Annotated in this window: 19 protein-coding genes; 5 read left to right on the top strand and 14 right to left on the bottom strand. The window is 58.4% G+C overall.

The genetic code is table 11. The annotated features are described in order from the left end of the window. Positions 1-8 precede the first annotated feature (8 nt). From BLR16_RS05640 to BLR16_RS05600, 8 genes are all read right to left on the bottom strand, one after another. A complete protein-coding gene (locus BLR16_RS05640; protein ID WP_003363626.1) occupies positions 9-743 on the bottom strand; it encodes an amino acid ABC transporter ATP-binding protein in 735 nt (244 codons plus the stop codon). Then, on the bottom strand, positions 740-1,408 hold the full coding sequence (locus tag BLR16_RS05635; RefSeq protein WP_170846026.1) for an amino acid ABC transporter permease: 669 nt from the start codon (positions 1,406-1,408) through the stop codon (positions 740-742). The genes BLR16_RS05640 and BLR16_RS05635 overlap by 4 nt, the downstream gene beginning before the upstream one ends. Further along, the gene (locus BLR16_RS05630; RefSeq protein ID WP_003363624.1) at positions 1,405-2,151 is read right to left on the bottom strand and encodes an amino acid ABC transporter permease; all 747 of its coding nucleotides are present in this window, start codon (positions 2,149-2,151) and stop codon (positions 1,405-1,407) included. The genes BLR16_RS05635 and BLR16_RS05630 overlap by 4 nt, the downstream gene beginning before the upstream one ends. Positions 2,152-2,279: 128 nt before the next feature. Continuing rightward, positions 2,280-3,194 (bottom strand): glutamate/aspartate ABC transporter substrate-binding protein, encoded by a 915-nt coding sequence (locus tag BLR16_RS05625; protein ID WP_003363622.1) that lies wholly within the window; start codon positions 3,192-3,194, stop codon positions 2,280-2,282. Between the two features lie 345 nt (positions 3,195-3,539). Then, on the bottom strand, positions 3,540-5,078 hold the full coding sequence (gene glpD / locus BLR16_RS05620) for a glycerol-3-phosphate dehydrogenase (RefSeq protein ID WP_003431248.1): 1,539 nt from the start codon (positions 5,076-5,078) through the stop codon (positions 3,540-3,542). Between the two features lie 520 nt (positions 5,079-5,598). Then, positions 5,599-6,354, bottom strand: coding sequence for a DeoR/GlpR family transcriptional regulator (locus BLR16_RS05610; protein WP_003363617.1), 756 nt, complete (start codon positions 6,352-6,354; stop codon positions 5,599-5,601). Positions 6,355-6,453: 99 nt separating this feature from the next. After that, the gene (gene glpK / locus BLR16_RS05605) at positions 6,454-7,959 is read right to left on the bottom strand and encodes a glycerol kinase GlpK (protein WP_003363615.1); all 1,506 of its coding nucleotides are present in this window, start codon (positions 7,957-7,959) and stop codon (positions 6,454-6,456) included. Positions 7,960-8,020: 61 nt separating this feature from the next. Beyond that, the gene (locus tag BLR16_RS05600) at positions 8,021-8,878 is read right to left on the bottom strand and encodes an MIP/aquaporin family protein (protein WP_003363613.1); all 858 of its coding nucleotides are present in this window, start codon (positions 8,876-8,878) and stop codon (positions 8,021-8,023) included. Positions 8,879-9,219: 341 nt separating this feature from the next. Between BLR16_RS05600 and ybaK the strand changes: the two genes are divergently transcribed. After that, complete coding sequence (gene ybaK, locus BLR16_RS05595) at positions 9,220-9,690, top strand: Cys-tRNA(Pro) deacylase (protein WP_003363610.1); 471 nt, start codon at positions 9,220-9,222, stop codon at positions 9,688-9,690. An 8-nt stretch (positions 9,691-9,698) separates the two neighbouring features. On the opposite strand, the gene BLR16_RS05590 is transcribed toward ybaK, so the two are convergent. Both BLR16_RS05590 and argF read right to left on the bottom strand, forming a co-directional pair. Further along, positions 9,699-10,772, bottom strand: a complete 1,074-nt coding sequence (locus tag BLR16_RS05590; RefSeq protein ID WP_003363608.1) for an ABC transporter ATP-binding protein — start codon at positions 10,770-10,772, stop codon at positions 9,699-9,701. Then, complete coding sequence (argF, locus tag BLR16_RS05585; RefSeq protein ID WP_003363607.1) at positions 10,769-11,689, bottom strand: ornithine carbamoyltransferase; 921 nt, start codon at positions 11,687-11,689, stop codon at positions 10,769-10,771. Before argF ends, BLR16_RS05590 begins: the two co-directional genes overlap by 4 nt. 453 nt (positions 11,690-12,142) lie before the next feature. Here argF and BLR16_RS05580 point away from each other — a divergent pair, with 453 nt between their 5' ends. The 3 genes from BLR16_RS05580 to grxD all read left to right on the top strand — a co-directional run bounded on the left by BLR16_RS05580 (position 12,143) and on the right by grxD (position 15,092). Then, positions 12,143-12,436, top strand: coding sequence for a hypothetical protein (locus BLR16_RS05580; RefSeq protein WP_032609138.1), 294 nt, complete (start codon positions 12,143-12,145; stop codon positions 12,434-12,436). A 132-nt stretch (positions 12,437-12,568) separates the two neighbouring features. Beyond that, entirely contained in the window at positions 12,569-14,677 is a 2,109-nt protein-coding gene (locus BLR16_RS05575; RefSeq protein ID WP_092194159.1) for a molybdopterin oxidoreductase family protein, read from the top strand. A gap of 88 nt (positions 14,678-14,765) precedes the next feature. Continuing rightward, positions 14,766-15,092 carry a Grx4 family monothiol glutaredoxin gene (gene grxD, locus BLR16_RS05570; RefSeq protein ID WP_002554852.1) on the top strand — a complete coding sequence of 109 codons (327 nt, stop codon included), beginning with the start codon at positions 14,766-14,768 and terminating at the stop codon, positions 15,090-15,092. Between the two features lie 126 nt (positions 15,093-15,218). On the opposite strand, the gene bfr is transcribed toward grxD, so the two are convergent. The 4 genes from bfr to pyrC all read right to left on the bottom strand — a co-directional run bounded on the left by bfr (position 15,219) and on the right by pyrC (position 18,034). Further along, positions 15,219-15,689 carry a bacterioferritin gene (bfr, locus tag BLR16_RS05565; RefSeq protein WP_002554851.1) on the bottom strand — a complete coding sequence of 157 codons (471 nt, stop codon included), beginning with the start codon at positions 15,687-15,689 and terminating at the stop codon, positions 15,219-15,221. A 200-nt stretch (positions 15,690-15,889) separates the two neighbouring features. Further along, complete coding sequence (locus BLR16_RS05560) at positions 15,890-16,108, bottom strand: bacterioferritin-associated ferredoxin (protein ID WP_003350768.1); 219 nt, start codon at positions 16,106-16,108, stop codon at positions 15,890-15,892. A 208-nt stretch (positions 16,109-16,316) separates the two neighbouring features. Then, the gene (rnt, locus tag BLR16_RS05555) at positions 16,317-16,994 is read right to left on the bottom strand and encodes a ribonuclease T (RefSeq protein WP_003363600.1); all 678 of its coding nucleotides are present in this window, start codon (positions 16,992-16,994) and stop codon (positions 16,317-16,319) included. Then, entirely contained in the window at positions 16,991-18,034 is a 1,044-nt protein-coding gene (gene pyrC / locus BLR16_RS05550) for a dihydroorotase (protein WP_003363598.1), read from the bottom strand. Before pyrC ends, rnt begins: the two co-directional genes overlap by 4 nt. A 149-nt stretch (positions 18,035-18,183) precedes the next feature. On the opposite strand from pyrC, the gene BLR16_RS05545 reads away from it, so the two are divergent. Next, the gene (locus BLR16_RS05545) at positions 18,184-19,086 is read left to right on the top strand and encodes a flagellar protein MotY (RefSeq protein ID WP_003363596.1); all 903 of its coding nucleotides are present in this window, start codon (positions 18,184-18,186) and stop codon (positions 19,084-19,086) included. The last annotated feature ends 96 nt before the right edge of the window (positions 19,087-19,182 follow it).

The raw sequence follows: 19,182 nt of genomic DNA, 5'->3' as shown, positions 1-19,182 counted from the left end.
AGTACTGCCTAGTGCTGCAGAATCTTGGCGAGGAATTGTTGGGCACGCTCCGAGCGTGCGCTGACGTCACCGAAAAATTCTTCCTTTGCACAGTCTTCGACAATCTGTCCCTTGTCCATGAAAATCACCCGGTTGGCGACTTTGCGCGCGAAGCCCATTTCGTGGGTCACGCACATCATGGTCATGCCTTCCTGAGCCAGTTGCACCATCACATCGAGCACTTCATTGACCATTTCCGGGTCGAGCGCGGACGTGGGTTCGTCGAACAGCATGACCACCGGGTCCATCGCCAGCGCGCGCGCGATGGCGACACGCTGTTGTTGCCCGCCGGAAAGCTGGCCGGGGTGCTTGTGCGCATGCTCGGAAAGGCCGACGCGCTCCAGCAGCTTCAGTCCCTTCTCGGTGGCTTCGGCCTTGCTGCGGCCCAGCACCTTGATCTGCGCGATGGTCAGGTTTTCGACAATGCTCAGGTGCGGAAACAGTTCGAAGTGCTGAAACACCATACCGACCCGCGAGCGCAGTTTCGGCAGGTTTGTCTTCGAATCGGAGATCGATGTGCCGTCGACAACGATATCGCCTTTCTGGAACGGTTCCAGCGCGTTGACACATTTGATCAGGGTCGATTTGCCGGAGCCGGACGGGCCGCATACCACAACCACTTCGCCCTTGCTGACCTCGGTGCTGCAATCGGTCAGTACCTGGAAGTCCCCATACCACTTGTTGACGTTTTTGATGGAAATCATACGGCAAACCTTTTTTGCAGGCGCTTCACCAGCAGCGAGGCGGCAAAGCTGATCGTGAAATACACCAGACCGGCAATGATCAGGAACTCGTTGGCGCGCCCGATGATGTCGCCACTGGAGCGCGATGCGTTGAGAAAATCGACGAGGCCGACGGTGTACACCAGAGAGGTGTCCTGAAACAGAATGATGCTCTGTTGCAGCAGCAGCGGGGTCATTTTGCGAAAGGCCTGGGGCAGGATGATCAGTCGCATCATCTGCGAGTAATTCATGCCCAGCGCCTGAGCAGCGCCCATTTGCCCCTTGGAGATCGACTGCACGCCAGCACGGACGATTTCGCAGAAGTACGCGGCTTCGAACATCATGAAGGCCACGACGCAGGAGGCGAACGCACCGATGGGCGTGTCTTCACCGGTAATCCAGCGCAGCACGAACGGCACGGCCAGGTAGAACCAAGTGATCACCAGCAGCAGCGGGATCGAACGGAAGTAGTTCACGTAGGCACCGGCCACATTGGCCAGCAGCTTGTTCGATGACAGGCGCATCAAGGCCAGCAGCGTACCGAGTACCAGGCCGCCGATGACACCCATCGCCATCAGCTTGAGGGTCATGACCATGCCGTTCCACAGGCCGGGAATGGCCGGAACGATTCCAGTGAAGTCCATTATTTGCCCCCCAGTGAGATGAGTCCCGGTACGGCGACTTTCTTCTCGATCACACGCATCAGCAGCATCAGGCTCATGTTCAGCGTGAAGTAGATGAGGGTCGCGAGGGTGAAGGCCTCGAACAGGTTGGCGGAGAATTCGGCGGTCTGCTTGGTCTGCGCAAGCAGCTCCATCAGGCCGATCAGCGACGCGACCGAAGAGTTCTTGAACACGTTCAGGAATTCGGAGGTGAGCGGCGGAATGATGATCCGGTAAGCCTGCGGCAACAGCACGTTCCAGTAGATCTGTGGCAGCTTGAAGCCCATGGCGCGTGCGGCCGATTCCTGGCCCTTCGGCAGTGCTTCAATGCCGGTACGCACCTGTTCGCAGACCCGGGCAGCGGTGAACAGGCCAAGGCAGACCACTACGCTGAGGAACGCGGAGGTGGTCGGGTTCAGGTCCTGCTTGTACCACTCCTGCAGGTTTTCCGGCAGCAGGTCGGGCACCAGGAAGTACCAGATGAACAGCTGCACCAGCAGTGGCACATTACGGAAGATTTCCACGTATACCGTGGCGATACCTGACACCAGACGGTTTGGCACGGTGCGCATGACGCCCAGCACCGAACCCAGTATCAGGGCAATGATCCAGGCAATGACAGCGATGGCGATGGTCCAGCCCAGGCCGGAGATGAACCAGTCCAGATAGGTCTCGCTGCCGACGCCGGTGGACTTGAAGAATACGCCCCAGTCCCAGTTGTAATTCATCAGGGTCTCCCCCTCTTTTTATTGCTATCGAAATGCACGCACTGTCGTCTGTCGAGAATGACGAGGCGATCCCGGACGAGCGCTGCCCGCCCGGGATGCCGTCAGTTCAGACTGGCTGAACCGGTCTCTCAGGCTTTCTTGTCGTCAGCTGGCTTATCGGTCGGGTTCTGAATCAGTTCCTTGAGCTTGTCGCTCATCGGGAAATTCAGGTTCAGACCTTTCGGAGGGACAGGGGACATGAACCACTTGCTGTAGATGGCGTTGATGTCGCCCGACTTGTAGGTAGCGACAATGGCGTCATCCACGGCCTTCTTGAACGGGGCATCGCCCTTGCGGACCATGCAGCCGTAGATCTCGTAGGATTGCGCTGTACCGGTCACTGCCCAGTCGTCCGGCTTCTTGGCCTTGGCCATTTCGCCTGCCAGCAGCGCGTCGTCCATCATGAAGGCGACTGCACGGCCGGACTCGAGCATCTGGAAGGATTCACCGTGGTCTTTGGCGGAGATCACGTTCATGCCCATCTGCTTGTCAGCGTTCATCGCCTTGAGGATGCGCTCGGACGTGGTGCCCGCCGTGGTGACGACGTTCTTGCCTTTCAGGTCGTCGAAATCCTTATAGCTGGAATCCTTTTTCGACAGCAGGCGCGTGCCGACTTCGAAGATGCCGATGGAGAAATCGACTTGCTGCTGGCGCTCGACATTGTTGGTTGTCGAGCCACATTCCACATCGACGGTGCCGTTCTGAACCAGCGGGATACGGGTCTGCGAAGTCACCAGGTTGTACTTGACCTTGAGGTCAGGCATGTCCAGGTCTTTTTTGATGGCTTCGACGATTTTCAGCTGGATGTCGTGGGAGTAGCCCATCGGCACGCCAGAGGCATCAGCGATGTAGGAAAACGGGATGGAGGCGTCACGATGGCCCAGCGTAATGGTGCCGGATTCCTTGATCTTCTTCAGAGTGCCAGTGAGTTCGGCGGCGAAAACCGGCGTGCTGATCAGAGCGGCAGCGATGGCTGCGCCCAACAGGTGGGGAACGATGCGCATGGGTGAGTCCTTGATGTCATTTTTTATTGATGGGGCCGCAATCAGAGTCGGCCCGCTTGTTGGCGAATGCTTCAACGGCGTCCACATCCAGACACACGCTCTTGTCGAAACGCTCGGTTCAGAATGTAGAGCATGAGTCGTGCCAGACCGTTTTTAGAATTCAACACGCTGAATTTAAAAGGGTTTTTTTAGATCGGCTCTGATGCTACGGACAAATGCGTCCGGGAAGCCGAATAAAGCGGGGGCGATTGTTCGGAAAACCGAATGGAAAGGGGGGCGGGAGGAGGGCAGTAAGGAGGGAAACCTGTTCACCGCACGATGGGTGAACAGGTTGCAAGCAGATTATCAGGCGGCTTCGAAAGAGGCTTTGTTGCGCACGACGGTTTCCAGGTAGCTGCTCACGGCGGCCTGTTCCTCAGGCGTCGTGAACAGGCCCAGCTTGGTGCGGCGCCACAGGATGTCTTCGATGCTGGTGGCCCATTCCTGATCGCACAGGTAATCGACCTCGCGGGTATACAGGCCTGCACCCAAATGCTGACCAAGGTCTTCCAGACTTTGCGCGCCCTCCAGCAAGCGCCAGCTGCGGCTGCCGTAAGTGATCGACCAGCGCTTTGCGATAGGCGCGGGCAGCCAGCTGAAGCGGCGGGTCATTTCTGTCGCCAGCGCTTCGGCGGTGGTCATGTCTTCGCCGCCAGGCAGGGCAGCGTTGGCCGTCCAGCTTGGTTTCATCTGTTTGAAGAACGGTGCCAACTGCGCCATTGCCGATTCTGCCAGTTTGCGGTAGGTGGTCAGCTTGCCGCCGAATACCGACAGAATTGGCGCCTCGTCCGCGCCGCCTGACAACGAAAGCGTGTAATCACGGGTAATGGCAGACGGATTATCGGACTCGTCGTTGCACAGCGGGCGCACGCCAGAGAATGTGTGGAGCACGTCTGCGCGACTCAACTGTTTCTTGAAGTGGTCGTTGGCCACTTTCAGCACGTAATCCATCTCGCCTTCGGTGATGTCCACCTTGTTCGGATCGCCCTGATACTCACGGTCAGTGGTGCCGACGATGGTGAAGTGCTCCAGGTACGGAATCGTGAACACGATGCGCTTGTCTTCGTTCTGCAGAATAAACGCGTGCTCACCCTCGTAGAGTTTCGGCACGATCAGGTGGCTGCCTTGAATCAGGCGGATGCCGTAAGCCGAATCGAGCTTGAGGTCTTCACGGATGAACTTGGCTACCCACGGGCCTGCCGCATTGACCAACGCCTTGGCGTGGATCGAGAACAGGCTGCCGTCGCTGCGCTCAAGATGCAGATGCCACATGCCCTTGATACGGCGGGCGCTGACACAGCGGGTCTGAGTATGAATGTGCGCACCGTTTTCACGAGCGGACATGGCGTTGAGCACTACCAGGCGCGCGTCGTCGACCCAGCAGTCGGAATATTCGAAACCGCGGGTGATGCTCGAGTTGAGCGGGCTGTCCGCACCGAAATGAATGGTCCGCGATGCGGGGAGTTTTTCGCGCTTGCCAAGGTTGTCATAAAGGAACATCCCGGCACGAATCATCCAGGCCGGACGCAGGTGTGGGCGGTGAGGCAGCACGAAGCGCATTGGCTTTACGATGTGCGGCGCTTTGGCAAGGAGCACTTCACGTTCTGCCAGTGCTTCACGCACCAAGCGGAATTCGTAGTGCTCCAGATAGCGCAGGCCACCATGAATCAGCTTGCTGCTGGCCGAAGACGTATGGCTGGCCAGGTCGTCCTTTTCGCAGAGAAAAACCGAGAGGCCGCGACCGGAGGCATCCGCTGCGATACCGACACCGTTGATGCCACCGCCAATAACGGCAATGTCGTAGACCTCTGAGAGGGGCGGGGTTGGCACGTTGGTGTGGGGCATTGGTGGCCTCCTGGACAATTCGTGAGCAGTGCTCGAAAGGCGAATCTGAACATTAATGTTCATTTTCGAAAATCATAGCTCAATAAAATGACCCTTGCCAGCACGTATCGATTGAAAATACTGATGATGGTGTCAGGAAAAGAACAAATATGAACATTGTAGGGCGGGAATTGTTACCGGGAGGATCGGTGCACTGCCTGCACTGAATTGCTCTGGATCAACGATCTGCGCTGCATCGCTTGAACCGGGGAGGACGCAGAGCGTCCGGAACGGCATACCTACGCAGAGCATGGGTACGATAGTGTTCTTCAAGACACCTATCGTTCCTCACGCTCCGGCATGGGACTGCCTTGGGTGACGCTCTGCGTCACAGATGCGTGCTGCGCCATATGTACACAAGTCTTGTGGGAGCGAGCTTGCTCGCGAAGAGGCCGGTACAGACTCCAGAAAATAGGGCGCTCGACGCACCGTCTTCATGAGCAATGCGGACCGCCGCGCGAGCACCGCTCGCGCCTGACAATCACACCACTTCCAGACGAATCTTGTGCTGATTCAGCAACTGCTGCAGTGCGGGCACGGGTGGCTGGTCGGTGACCAGGCAATCGATGAGGGTGATCGGCCCCAGGCGGACCATGGCGTTGCGTCCGAACTTGCTGGAGTCAGCCGCCAGCAGCACTTTGCGTGCGTTGGCGATGATCGCCTGGGACACCCGTACTTCCTGATAATCGAAATCCAGCAGGCTGCCGTCTTCGTCGATGCCGCTGATGCCCACCAGGGCAAAGTCCACTTTGAACTGGGTGATGAAGTCGATGCTGCCCTGGCCCACCACGCCACCGTCACGTCGCACATTGCCGCCTGCTATCAACACCTCGAAATCATCCTTGGTGCTGAGGATCGACGCCACATGCAGGTTATTGGTGATGATCTTCAGGTTGTTGTGGTTGAGCAACGCACGGGCGATGGATTCGGTGGTGGTACCGATATTGATGAACAACGAGGCGTTGTCCGGGATCTGCGCGGCGATGGCCTCGGCGATCCGTTGTTTTTCATCGCGCATCTGGTCCGCACGCATGGCGTAGGCAGTATTTTCGATGCTGGAGTCATAGGCCGCGCCGCCGTGGTAGCGGCGCAACAGGTTCATTTCCGCCAATTGATTGATATCACGGCGAATGGTTTGTGGGGTCACGACGAACAGCGTCGCCATCTCCTCGATGCTGACATAACCACGGTCACGGACCAGTTCGAGGATCTGTTGTTGGCGGGGAGGCAGGTTCATTGTTTTTCCTTGGACGCCCTCTACAAATGGCGCCCATCATGCCGCAGGAAAGTGCAACCTGTCAGCCGGAATCCTGCTCCCCTCCTTACAACAGCGCTGTCACTCTTCGTTTTCGTGCGGTTCCCAGTCACGAGTACGCGCGACTGCTTTTTGCCAGCCAGCGTAAAGTTTTTCGCGATGCGCCTCTTCACACGATGGCTCGAACACACGCTCGATCACCGCCTTGTTACGCAACTCGTCCAGGCTGCTCCAGAAACCAATCGCCAGACCGGCCAGGAAGGCTGCACCCAGTGCCGTGGTTTCACGCATTTGCGGACGCTCGACGTGGGTGCCGAGGATGTCTGCCTGGAACTGCATCAGGAAGTTGTTGGCCACGGCACCACCGTCCACGCGCAGCGACTTGAGGCGTTCGCCGGAGTCCTGTTGCATGGCATCGAGCACGTCGCGGGTTTGATAGGCGATGGATTCCAGCGCTGCACGGATGATGTGATCGACTTTCACACCGCGGGTCAGGCCGAACAATGCGCCTCGTGCGTACGGGTCCCAGTAAGGTGCGCCCAGGCCCGTGAACGCCGGCACCAGGTACACGCCGTTGCTGTCCTTGACCTTGCCAGCGAAGTATTCGGTGTCCAGCGCGTCGTTGATGAGCTTGAGTTCGTCGCGCAGCCACTGCACGGTCGAGCCACCGTTGAAGACCGCGCCTTCCAGTGCATAGGCCACTTCACCACGCGGGCCGCAGCCGATGGTGGTCAGCATGCCGTGCGCCGACTTCACGGCTTTCTTGCCGGTGTTCATCAGCAGGAAGCAGCCGGTGCCGTAGGTGTTCTTGGCCTGGCCGGGTTCGACACACATCTGGCCGAACAACGCCGCCTGTTGGTCGCCTGCGATACCGGCAATCGGGATGCCGCTTTTGCTGTGACCGTAGACCTCGGAGGAGGCTTTGACCTCTGGCAGTATCTCGCGCGGGATGTCCAGCACGTCGAGCATGCGCTGATCCCATTCCAGCGTATGGATATTGAACAGCATGGTCCGCGAGGCGTTGGTGTAGTCGGTGACGTGAACCTTGCCGCCGGTGAATTTCCAGATCAGCCAGGTATCGATGGTGCCGAACATCAGCTCGCCTTTGCGGGCGCGCTCGCGGCTGCCTTCGACGTTGTCCAGAATCCACTTGACCTTGGAGCCGGAGAAGTACGGGTCAATCACCAGACCTGTGGTGTCCTTGATGTACTCCTCAAGACCGTCGCGCTTGAGCTGCTGGCAGATCTCGGTGCTGCGGCGGCACTGCCAGACGATTGCGTTGTAGATCGGGCGGCCGGTGTCTCGCTCCCAGATGACCGTGGTTTCACGCTGGTTGGTGATACCGATGGCGGCGATCTGGTTGTGGTGCAGATCGGCCTGCGCCAGCGCCTTGGTCATGCAGGCCGTCTGGGTGGCGAAGATTTCCATCGGGTCGTGTTCGACCCAGCCTGCCTGCGGGTAATGCTGGACGAATTCGCTTTGGGCAGTGCTCACCACGTTGGCGTCGCGGTCGAAGATGATGGCGCGCGAGCTGGTGGTGCCCTGGTCAAGAGCAATGATGTAGTTCTTGTTCTGTGTGTCAGTCATGTCGATTGCCTTGCATTTATTGGGTGGGATTCAGTTGAGTGAGATTCAAATTGAGGGGTGCTCAAGATGAAGCCTGAACTTTGCCGCGAACCACAGGAGCCTCTTTTTCATTTTCAACAGGAGCGGCGCTGGGCAGATGACGCGCAATCAGCGCGCGGTAGCCAGCAGCACCAAGGCAGGCACCCAGAATGGGCGCAAAAATCGGAACCAGGAAGTAAGGAATGTCACGACCGCCGGTGAAGGCCATTTCACCCCAGCCAGCGAAGAACGTCATCAGCTTCGGACCGAAGTCGCGCGCCGGGTTCATGGCAAAACCGGTCAGTGGGCCCATCGAGCTGCCTATCACGGCTACCAGCAGGCCGATCAGCAAGGGCGCCAGCGGGCCGCGCGGCAAACCATTGCTGTCATCGCCCAGAGCCATGATCACACCCATCAGAATGGTGGTGATGACCACTTCGACCAGAAAGGCCTGACCGACCGAAATGGCCGGGTTTGGATATGTCGAGAATACCGACGCCAGTTCAAGACTCTGCTCGCTGCCGCGAATGATGTGGTGAGCATGTTCGAAGTCGAAAAAAAGGCTGATGTACATCAGGTACACCAGACCCGCTCCGCAGAACGCGCCTGCGATTTGCGCCGAGATATAAAAGGGCAATTTACGTTTTTCAAAACCGGCGAACAGACTCAGCGCGATGCTGACGGCCGGGTTGAGGTGGGCACCTGAAATGCCGGCGCTGAGGTAGATCCCCATGCTGACAGCCATGCCCCAGATGATGCAGATTTCCCAAAGACCGAAAGTGGCTCCCGCGACCTTGAGCGCTGCAACGCATCCTGTGCCGAAAAAAATCATCAGGGCGGTGCCAAGAAATTCAGCCACACATTGCCCGGTGAGCGTCGGTTGTTTTAGTGCGATGGACATGGATACCTCATTTTTGTTTTTGTCTCGGCACCCTGAGACAGGCGTGGGTGCTCGTTATTCGTGCGTCTCAGAAAAAACCCCATTTCTGATCGCCGGTGCGAGTTATACCGAAAAACCGCTTTCGATAATATTCGTAAACGAAAAAATATAGACAAGAAACAACGCTGTCAAAGGTCGGAACCGAACGGTCAGTAAATCGCCAGGACCCGGCAGGACCGCTTTACACCGGGGAATTCAGGCTGTTGCCAAAAGGCCATCAGTGTCGCAGGTGGCGTGAATCAAGGCATGTTCACTTTACTTCGCTTAAAGTGATGGGCATTCGGAACCTTTTGGAGCGCTGCATGACACCCGCACTGGATTTGCTGAAAAAACATCGCGCCGAACATCGCATTCACAGTTATGAACATGATCCGAAAGCGCCGTCATATGGGCTGGAGGCGGCGGAAAAGCTGGGTCTGGAGCCTGCACAGGTGTTCAAGACGCTGCTCGCCAGTACCGAAAAAGGCGAATTGCTGGTCGCCGTCGTGCCGGTCGTCGGAACACTTGATCTAAAGGCTTTGGCGCAGGCTGCCGGGGCAAAAAAAACCGAAATGGCCGACCCTGCAGCGGCGCAACGCTCGACGGGTTACCTATTGGGTGGCATCAGCCCCTTGGGCCAGAAGAAGCGTCTGCGCACCTTTATCGACGAAACTGCGCAGCGCTTTGACAGCATTTACGTCAGTGCCGGGAGGAGGGGACTTGAGGTCGAGCTTTCGCCAGCGGTACTGGCTGAATATACCCAGGCCAGATTTGCCCCGATCGGCAGGGAATGATCTGCGTCTCAGTGGTTGAGCGTATGCACAACCACGCTGCCGGGTGCCGGGAACAGCACCAGATGGTCTGCTGCCACACGAATGCCGACTTCCTCACCCTGACCGTGATCGGCGTGGCTGGGGAAAATGGCTTCCAGCTGACTGCCGGTCGACAGTTGCAGGCGATACAGCGTCGAGGCGCCTTGAAAGGTTCGACCGATGACCCGTGCTTTCAGGTCGCTGTGCGGCGCGTAGACGATGTCGTCAGGGCGTAGCAAGACATCCACGGCGGCGCCGCTTACGCCCGGGTATGCCCGGTTGCCGCGCAGAATACCGAGTTCGGTATGCACCGATTCCGGATTCATCATCTGCCCGCGAATGAAATAGCCCTGGCCGATGAAGCTGGCAACGAACGGCGTGCGCGGTTCGTGGTAGAGATTGTAAGGTGTGTCCCACTGCTCCAGGCGCCCCTCCTTGAATACGCCTACGTGATCGCTCACGGCAAAAGCCTCTTCCTGGTCATGAGTCACCAGAATCGCGCTGGTGCCCCGCGCCTTGAGGATATCGCGCACCTCATGGCTCAGGCGCCGGCGCAACTCGCCGTCCAGGTTGGAGAAGGGTTCATCGAGCAGCAGGAGTTGCGGCTCGGGCGCCAGTGCTCTGGCCAGCGCCACTCGCTGTTGCTGGCCACCGGACAGCTCGTGTGGATAGCGCTTGCCCAGCGCGCCGAGGTTGACCAGTTCAAGCAACTCGGCGATCACTTTATCCAGGCGCGGGTGGTTGCGAATGCCGAATGCGATGTTTTCGGCGACACTCAAGTGCGGGAACAGCGCGTAATCCTGAAACACCATGCCGATACGGCGTTTCTCCGGCGGCAGGGTCCAGCCCGGACGGGAGATCACTTCGCCCGCCAGAGTGATCTCACCCGCATGGATCGGTTCGAAGCCGGCAATGGCGCGCAGTGTCGTGGTCTTGCCGCAGCCCGACGAGCCGAGCAGGCAGCCTATGTCACCCGCGTTGAGGTGCAGGTTCAGATCCTGCACCACGCGCTGGTTCTGATAGCCGCAAGCGAGGTTGCGCAGGTTCAGCAGCAACGGGTTCATGCGGGTTTGCAGGCCGGCGCGACGAGAAACTCCAGCAGCGCTTTCTGCGCGTGCAAGCGATTTTCTGCCTGATCCCAGGCGACCGAGCGTGAATCATCCAGCAGGTCGACACTGATTTCTTCGCCACGATGGGCAGGCAGGCAGTGCATGAACAGCACATCCTTGTCAGCCAGGTCGAGCAGGGCACGCGTGACCTGAAACGGCGCGAACAGCTTTTTGCGCCGCGCGGTTTCCTCTTCCTGGCCCATGGAGGTCCACACATCGGTGCTGACCAGATGTGCGCCGGCAACTGCGGCTTTCGGATCGCGGACCACGGTGACGCGCTCGCCAGCCAGTGCCAGGAATTCGGCGTTTGGCTCGTAGCCGGCAGGGCAGGCCACACGCAACTGGAAGTCGAATTGAATCGCCGCTTCTATATAGCTGTTGCACATGTTGTTGCCATCGCCGATCCAGGCAACGGTCTTGCCCTGGATCGAGCCGCGATGCTCCAGGAAGGTCTGCATGTCGGCGAGCAACTGGCACGGGTGCAGGTCATCGGACAGGCCGTTGATGACCGGCACACGGGAATTGGCGGCGAATTCGGTCAGATTGCTGTGCGCATAAGTACGGATCATGACCGCATCCAGCATGCGCGACATCACTTTCGCGCTGTCGGCAATCGGCTCGCCGCGGCCCAATTGGGTGTCTCGATGGGACAAAAAGATGGCCTGGCCACCGAGCTGAATCATCCCTGCTTCAAAAGAAAGACGGGTACGTGTCGATGATTTCTCGAAAATCATCCCCAATACCCGGTTCTTCAGCGGTTCAAAAAGTACACCGCGATTTCGCAGGTCTTTAAGCTCTACGCCACGACGGATCAAGCCCGAGAGTTCATCCGGGGTGTAATCCATCATCGAGAGAAAGTGCCTGGCGTTCATGATTAACTACCTTTTCTGCAACAGACCGCAGGTTATCAAAGCCGGTTTTTATCGATAAAACGGGCGAGACCTGCGGCGGAAGCCGCACGGGGCGACGAATAAGAAAGGCGCGATGGTATAAAAAAATGTCGCGTCTTACCAATAGCATGCGTTTTTCTGAAACATGGACACTACTGGCGTCCCGGATAGAAGGGGCGCCGTTATTCTGTATTGACGGGGCAAAAACTGGCTACGCTGAGAAGGTTGGCAGCCATCTGCACTTTTTCAGAAGGCAGCATTTGTACACTGCTCAAATAGCGCTTGGCAATTAGTACCAATCCTGTAACAGTCCATGTTTGCGCGGGCGTTGCCTAATGGGATGCGCTTCACGGGCTTGAAACAAGGACCGTTTCTTTAATCCCGGACGTGGGTTATAAATCGTTGCCGATACATTACTGATCGAGGGGTGGGGGAATGGACTCAAAAGAGCATCAATTAACGGAGTTGCTCGGGCTCACCGCCCGCACGCTTACCCATCTGACAGCCTCGATGACCTCAATGTCTTTCGAACTGCTGCGCAGCGAGGACGAAGTCACGCGTACGGCGGGGCGGCGCATGATTGATCGCATGGCGACCATCAGCTCGGGACTCGACGAGCACTGGCGCCTGATCGGCGATCTGACCGGCGTCCACCTGGCGCAGGAACAGATCGAAACCGTGGCCGAAATGCAGCAACAGCGCAAGGTCGTCACGCCTATCGGCGGTTGATTCGGCCACCTCATCCGCGCGCCTGATGCCCCTCGATTCACGGGCCGAACATCAGTGGCGCGGGGCATGGCAAGGCAGCATAGTGAGTGTTCGGCAATCAACCGGATTGCCATGACAAGATCTGAGGCTGTGATGACCCGGACTGAACACTACCGAGCCTGCCACCTGTGCGAGGCCATTTGCGGTCTTGTGATCGAGACCGTCGTGGAGGCGGATTCTGCGCCGCGCATTGCCTCGATCAAGGGCGACCCGCTGGACACGTTCAGCCGCGGTCATATCTGCCCCAAGGCGGTTGCGCTGCAGGACATCCAGAACGACCCTGATCGTTTGCGCCAGCCGATGCTGCGCAGCGGTGATCAGTGGCAGCCGATTGCCTGGCAGCATGCGTTCGATCTGGTCGCGGAGCGGTTTTACGCCATTCAGCAGCGCCATGGGCAGAACGCGGTAGCGGTCTATCAGGGCAACCCCAGCGTGCATAACTACGGGTTGATGACCCACAGCAATTACTTTCTCGGTCTGCTCAAGACCCGCAATCGTTTTTCGGCGACGTCGGTTGATCAGTTGCCGCACCACCTCACCAGTTTCCTGATGTACGGCCACGGCATGCTGTTGCCGATTCCGGATATCGATCACACCGACTTCATGCTGATTCTCGGCGGTAATCCGTTGGCGTCCAATGGCAGCATCATGACGGTACCGGACGTTGAAAAGCGTCTGAAAGCGATCCAGCAGCGCGGCGGCAAACTGGTGGTCATTGACCCTCGCCGCAGTGAGACGGCTGCCATCGCTGACCAGCATCTGTTCGTACGTCCGAGCGGTGATGCGGCGTTGCTGTTCGGGCTGCTCAATACGCTGTTCGAGGAGGGGCTGACCCGCGAGAGCCATTTGCCTGTCGACGGCCTGGAGCAGGTTCGCCACGCCATTGCCGGTTTCACCGCAGAGGCCATGAGCCCGCGCTGCGGTATTGCTGCCGAACAGATCCGGCAACTGGCGCGGGACTTCGCGGCCGCTGACAAGGCGGTGTGTTATGGGCGAATGGGCGTGTCGACTCAGACCTTCGGCACGCTGTGCCATTGGCTGGCACAACTGATCAATCTGGTGACTGGCAACCTGGACCGCGTGGGTGGCGCGTTGTGCACAGAGCCCGCCGTCGACCTCGTCAGCTCGACATCCGGTGGTCATTTCAATCTGTGGCAAAGCAGGGTGTCCGGCCTGCCGGAGTATGGCGGCGAGTTGCCGGTTTCGGCGCTGGCCGAGGAAATGCTCGTGGAGGGGGAAGGGCAGGTTCGCGCGTTGGTGACCGTTGCGGGTAACCCGGTTCTGTCGACGCCCAACGGCCGTCAGCTGGAGCAGGCGCTCGAAGGGCTTGAGTTCATGCTCAGCATCGACCTTTACATCAACGAGACCACTCGCCACGCCGACTTGATTCTGCCGTCCACCTCGACGCTGGAGAATGATCACTACGACACCACCTTCAACACCTTGGCCGTGCGTAACGTCACGCGCTTCAATCGGGCCATTTTTGACAAGCCCGAAGGTGCGCTGCACGACTGGGAGATCTTCGTCGGGCTGGCCAGCGCTTTTGCTGCCAAGGCCGAGCGAGCGCTGAAACCCACGTTGCCGCCTGCGCAGATGATCGATCGCGGGCTGCGTGCAGGTCTCTATGGCGATGCATCACCCCATAAGCTGTCACTGGAAACCCTGGACAGTCATCCGCACGGTCTTGATCTGGGGGCGTTGAAGGCCAATCTTGCAGAGCGCTTGAAGACCGCCAATGGGCGCATTCAGGCCGCGCCTGAGGTGATCATGGCCGACCTGGCGCGCTTTGCTGCCGAGCCTGCTCCCCAGACCGACGAGTTGCTGCTGATTGGCCGCCGGCATGTGCGCAGTAACAATTCCTGGATGCACAACTACCATCGGCTGGTGAAGGGCAAACCCCGGCATCAGCTGTTGATGCATCCTGACGATCTCGCGTGCCGTGGTCTGAGCGACGGCCAGCAGGTTCGCGTCAGCTCCCGGGTCGGGATGATCGAGGTTCAGGTGCTGGGCAGTCTGGACATGATGCCCGGGGTGGTCAGCCTGCCGCACGGTTGGGGGCATTCACGTGCGGGAGTAAAGATGGCGATCGCGCAGAGCCTGCCTGGCGTCAGTGCCAATGACCTGACCGACGAACGGCAACTCGACGTGCTGTCCGGCAACGCGGCGTTGAACGGCGTACCGGTGCAGGTCGTGGCGTGTTAAGCCTCAAGACAGAGCGTCATGCTCGGGATTTCGTTACAATGCGCCACCGTGCCGACAACTGAGTCGGATATTTCAGCCGAGGTGCTCCATGGATATCATCGAAACGATCAAAGAGCAGATTGCCAACAACACCATTCTGCTTTACATGAAAGGCGCTCCGAACGCTCCGCAATGCGGCTTTTCGGCCAAGGCTTCCCAGGCATTGATGGCGTGTGGCGAAAAGTTTGCCTATGTCGACATTCTGCAAAACCCTGAAATCCGCGCCAACCTGCCAAAGTACGCCAACTGGCCGACTTTCCCGCAACTGTGGGTTGCCGGTGAGCTGGTCGGTGGTAGCGACATCATCACCGAGATGATGGCTGACGGTTCGTTGCAGACGCTGGTCAAGGAAGCATCCGCCGCCAAGGCCGAGTAAAGCCTCGCGCAGAGCGTCGCACGATAGTCGCGATTATCGCTTCGTACGCTCAAGCCTGGTTTTACGCACAAGAAAAAGCCCGCTCTCGATTGAGGCGGGCTTTTTCATTGCGGCGCTATGGGGGAATCAGTCACCCATCTGCGACTGCAGGTAGTTCTCGATACCGACTTTTACGATCAGACCCAGCTGAGTCTCCAGCCAGTCGATTTGCTCTTCCTTGGGCTCAAGGATGTCTTCCAGCAGCTCACGGCTGCCGAAGTCACCGACGGTCTCGAAGTGAGCGATCGCGGCTTTCAGATCGGCCAGACCTTTTTGCTCGATCTTCAGGTCGCACTCCAGCATTTCCTTGGTGTGCTCACCGATGAGGATCTTGCCCAGGTCCTGCAGGTTTGGCAGCCCTTCCAGAAATAATGTGCGCTTGATCAGCTTGTCAGCGTACTTCATCGCATGGATGGACTCTTTATATTCGTGGCCACCCAGCTTTTTCAGACCCCAGTCTTCGTACATGCGCGCATGCAGGAAATACTGATTGATAGCGACCAGCTCGTTCCCGAGGATCTTGTTGAGATGCTGGATGACGGTAATGTCGCCTTTCATGTTCGAGGTCCTGCCGGTGGCTTGTGTATATAAGTGCCGAGTGTGAGCTGAGCTTAAACGCCTGTCAAACCTAAGTTGTTGAATAATAAGTGAAATTAAATAGGAATAAGAATGTTTGAGTTCCGCATCTTGACGCTAAGCGCTTGAATTACAGGCATAAAAAAACCGGACGCGGTGTCCGGTTCTTTAAAAGAGGGGATTCAGGCAGCTGAAAATTTTGCCGGATAGGCCAGCAAGGCATGGCTGGTTTGCAGCTCGGTCAGCGTATCACGAACCACTTCCTTTGCCAGGCAGGCGCATTTTCCACATTTACTCGCAACGCCCAGTGTTTCACGGACTTCACGATAACTGCAGCAGCCTTCCAGAATTGCATCCCGGATTTGACCGTCGGTGACACCTTGGCAGAGGCAAACATACATAAGCTATGGACCGTCGCTGGTTTATTGCTTGGTGCCGAGGAGCTTAATGTTAATGAGAATGCTTGTCAAAACTGTTTTGGGTTGTATTCAGGTCGAGCGATGAGCGGTTGTTTTCGCAGGAATCGCATTACCGGTCGGCCTCGGGATGGTCGAGTTCCGGACATGAAAAAACCGGCACAAGGCCGGTCCATTCACAGACGTGACGACCTCAGTCGTCGAAATCTTCCCAGCCGCCCATTTCTTTCCAGCGATTGACGATGCCGCAGAACAGCTCGGCCGTCTTCTCGGTGTCGTAACGGGCCGAGTGCGCCTCGCGTCCGTCGAAGTCGATGCCGGCAGCCTGACAGGCCTTTGCCAGCACAGTCTGACCATAGGCCAGGCCGGCGAGGGTGGCGGTGTCGAAGCTGGAGAACGGGTGAAACGGGTTGCGCTTCATGTCCATCCGCGCAACCGCGGCATTGACGAAGCCGAGGTCGAAGCTGGCGTTGTGGCCTACCAGCACCGCACGTTTACAGCCATTGGCCTTGAGGGCCTTGCGCACGCCGCGGAAGATGTCGTTCATCGCGGTTTCTTCGCTGACCGCCATGCGCAGCGGGTGATCGAGCTTGATGCCGGTGAATTCCAGCGCCGCCGCTTCGATGTTGGCACCCTCGAACGGTTCTACGCGGAAGAAATAGGTGTGTTCCGGGAACACGAAGCCTTTTTCATCCATGCCGATCGTCACCGCAGCGATTTCCAGCAAGGCATCGGTGGCTGAATTGAAACCGCCGGTTTCTACGTCGACGACCACGGGCAGGTAGCCGCGAAAGCGCGCCGCCATCGGGTGACGGGAACCGCCGCCACCGCCGTGGCCTTCGTGTTCGTCGTCAAAATGATCTTCACTCACGCGTGTTCCTCCAGACGCCAGCGCAGCTTTTCACCAGCGCGCAGCGGGATGACAGTCAACTCGCCAAACGGCAGGCTGGCAGGGGCGGTCCACTCGTCACGCACCAGCGTGATGGTGTCCTGATTGGCGGGCAAGCCGTAGAACGCCGGACCGTGGAGGCTGGCGAAGCCTTCCAGCTTGTCCAGAGCGTTACGCTGCTCGAAAGCTTCGGCATACAACTCGATGGCTGCGTAGGCGGTGTAGCACCCGGCGCAACCGCAGGCGTTTTCCTTGGCATGCTGGGCATGCGGCGCCGAGTCGGTGCCCAGGAAGAACTTGCCGCTGCCGCTGGTGGCCGCGTCGAGCAGGGCCGTCTGATGCGTATTGCGCTTGAGGATCGGCAGGCAATAGAAGTGCGGACGAATCCCGCCGACCAGCATGTGGTTGCGGTTGTACAGCAGGTGATGCGCGGTGATGGTCGCCGCGACATTGGCTGAAGCCTCATTGACGAACTGCACCGCTTCACCGGTGGTGATGTGTTCGAACACCACTTTGAGGGTCGGGAAGCGCTCGACTACACGACGCAGGTGCTCATCGATGAAGACCTTCTCGCGATCGAACACGTCGATTTCGCCACGCGTCACTTCCCCGTGCACCAGCAGCAGCATGCCGACTTCGGCCATGGCTTCGAGAGCAGGAAAGATCTTGTCGATGCTGGTGACACCGGAATCGGAGTTGGTGGTCGCGCCAGCCGGATACAGCTTGGCCGCATACACGAAACCACTGGCCTTGGCGGTGCGGATGTCGTCGGGCGTGGTCTGGTCGGTGAGGTACAGCACCATCAACGGCTCGAAGCGGCTGCTGGCCGGGCGTGCAGCCAGAATGCGCTGGCGATAGGCATCGGCTTGCTGCGCATTGCGCACCGGAGGCACGAGGTTGGGCATGATGATTGCGCGGCCAAAAGTTCGCGCTACGTCAGCAACGGTATGAGGCAAGACAGCTCCGTCACGGAGGTGAATATGCCAGTCGTCGGGACGCAGGAGGGTCAGGCGGTCAGACATTGGGGATTCCAGGCGGGTCAAACTCGCTGGGAATGCTACCGGAAAAGACTCTCTCAGGCATCCGCTATCAAGTTTTGCATGAAGTTACCGATAGCTCCCTTGTCAGTCGGTAATTTTCTGTTTCGCGTTCATTTCCAGTGGAGCCTCCCGTGCGCCAGCGATATTTAGCCCTGCTCAGCCTGTTTGCCAGCCTCCCGGCGATGGCTATCAGTTTCCAGACGCGTCTGGAGAGCATCGAGTGGAAGGTCGAAGGCGATCAGTTCGAGTGCCGTCTGACTCAACCGATCACCGACTTCGGTGCCGGTGAGTTCGTGCGCCGCGCGGGCGAGCAGGCGACGTTTCGCCTCAAGGCTTCGTACAACATGCTCGGCAACGGCTCCGCGACATTGCTGGCCGCTGCGGCACCGTGGCAACCGGGTCGCGGCGATATCAACCTGGGATCGGTGCGCGTCAGCAATGGCGACATTCCCTTCAATACCTCCCAAGCCCAGGCCGGACGTCTGATCAGCGGTCTGATGGACGGTCGCAGTCCGCTCATTCGCCACTACACGCGAGACGGCGGCCAGATGGAAGTGCGTCTGCTGCCGGTCAAGTTCAGCAAGGCATTCAGCGATTACCAGGCATGCACTGCCAAGCTGTTGCCGATGAACTTCGATCAGATCAAACAGGCCGAAGTGGGTTTCCCGGGCGGCGGTATCGAGCTGGATGCGCGTGCCAAAGCGCGTCTGGACAACATGGTGGCTTATTTGAAGGCCGACCCGACCGTGAATCGTATCGAACTGGACGGCCATTCGGATAACAGTGGCAATCGCCTCACCAACCGTGACCTGTCCCGCCGTCGCGCGCTGGCGGTCATGGATTATTTCAAGGCTCAAGGCATACCCGAGCAGCAAATCACCCTGCGCTTTCATGGCGAGCGCTACCCGCTGGCGCCCAACACCAATGAAGCCAATCGTGCGCGCAACCGTCGGGTGAACGTGCACCTTGAGCGCGTCGCGCCCGATGAGCGCCCGGTGCCGGTTGCGTCTGCCAGCGCAGCACACACTTCTTAAGACCTGTAAAAGGTTCCTGCCAGACGTCGCCTTGTCGTCACAAGCTGTCGCGCCCCTGTAAATTTGCCGGTTTGAACGGTAGAATCAGCGGTTTTC

Origin of the sequence: Pseudomonas sp. BS3767 (assembly GCF_900099665.1) — a bacterium.
In the GTDB taxonomy this organism is placed as follows: Bacteria; Pseudomonadota; Gammaproteobacteria; order Pseudomonadales; family Pseudomonadaceae; genus Aquipseudomonas; species Aquipseudomonas cerasi.
Note: the sequence above shows the minus strand (reverse complement) of the source record. Positions and strands in the feature narration are given on the sequence as shown.